The following is a 495-nucleotide window of genomic DNA, read 5'->3' as shown; positions in this document are numbered from 1 at the left end:
GGGCGTTTCTGAGGTTGGTCGGTGACTTGGTTGTGTCGGCGCAGGATGCGCCAGATCGTTGAGGTGCTGGGGCGAGTGGCTTCTGGGAGGCGGTCCCAGATCGATTCGGGTCCGTTGTCGAGGCCGTCGGCGAGGAGTTTCGCGCGCAGTGTCAGGATTGTGGCGATGGTCGTGTCGTCGGTGGCGTTGGGGTTGGTGCGGGGGCGACGTGGTTGTGGGTCGACGGCGTCGAGTCCGCGGGTGCGGTAGCGGGCTAGGAGGGTGTAGATCCAGCGTTTCGAGACGGCGTATCGGGTGGCGGCTTCTGAGGTGGTGAGTCCGCCCTCGGTGATGGCGAGGACGATGACGCGGTTTCTGTTTGTCTCCTTCATGAGTGAACGATGTCGTGAGACATGTGGTGAAGGATGTCGCGACACAGTGTGTGCATGATGTCGTGAGACATCTGGTCAGCGTTGACGTGAGACAGGAGTGAACGATGTCCTGAAACCAGACACC

The 495-nt window shown here is 61.4% G+C and carries 1 protein-coding gene; it reads right to left on the bottom strand.

The window, feature by feature from the left end; translation table 11 throughout:
• The coding region (locus IHE57_RS16190; protein WP_209374699.1) for a helix-turn-helix domain-containing protein at window positions 1-371 on the bottom strand (371 nt) is incomplete at its 3' end.
• Window positions 372-495: the final 124 nt, after the last annotated feature.

The sequence above is a fragment of the Brevibacterium renqingii genome, from assembly GCF_017808105.1.
Taxonomy (GTDB): Bacteria; Actinomycetota; Actinomycetes; order Actinomycetales; family Brevibacteriaceae; genus Brevibacterium; species Brevibacterium renqingii.
The sequence above is the reverse complement of the archived record's forward strand: the minus strand, read 5'-3'. Positions and strand labels throughout refer to the sequence as shown.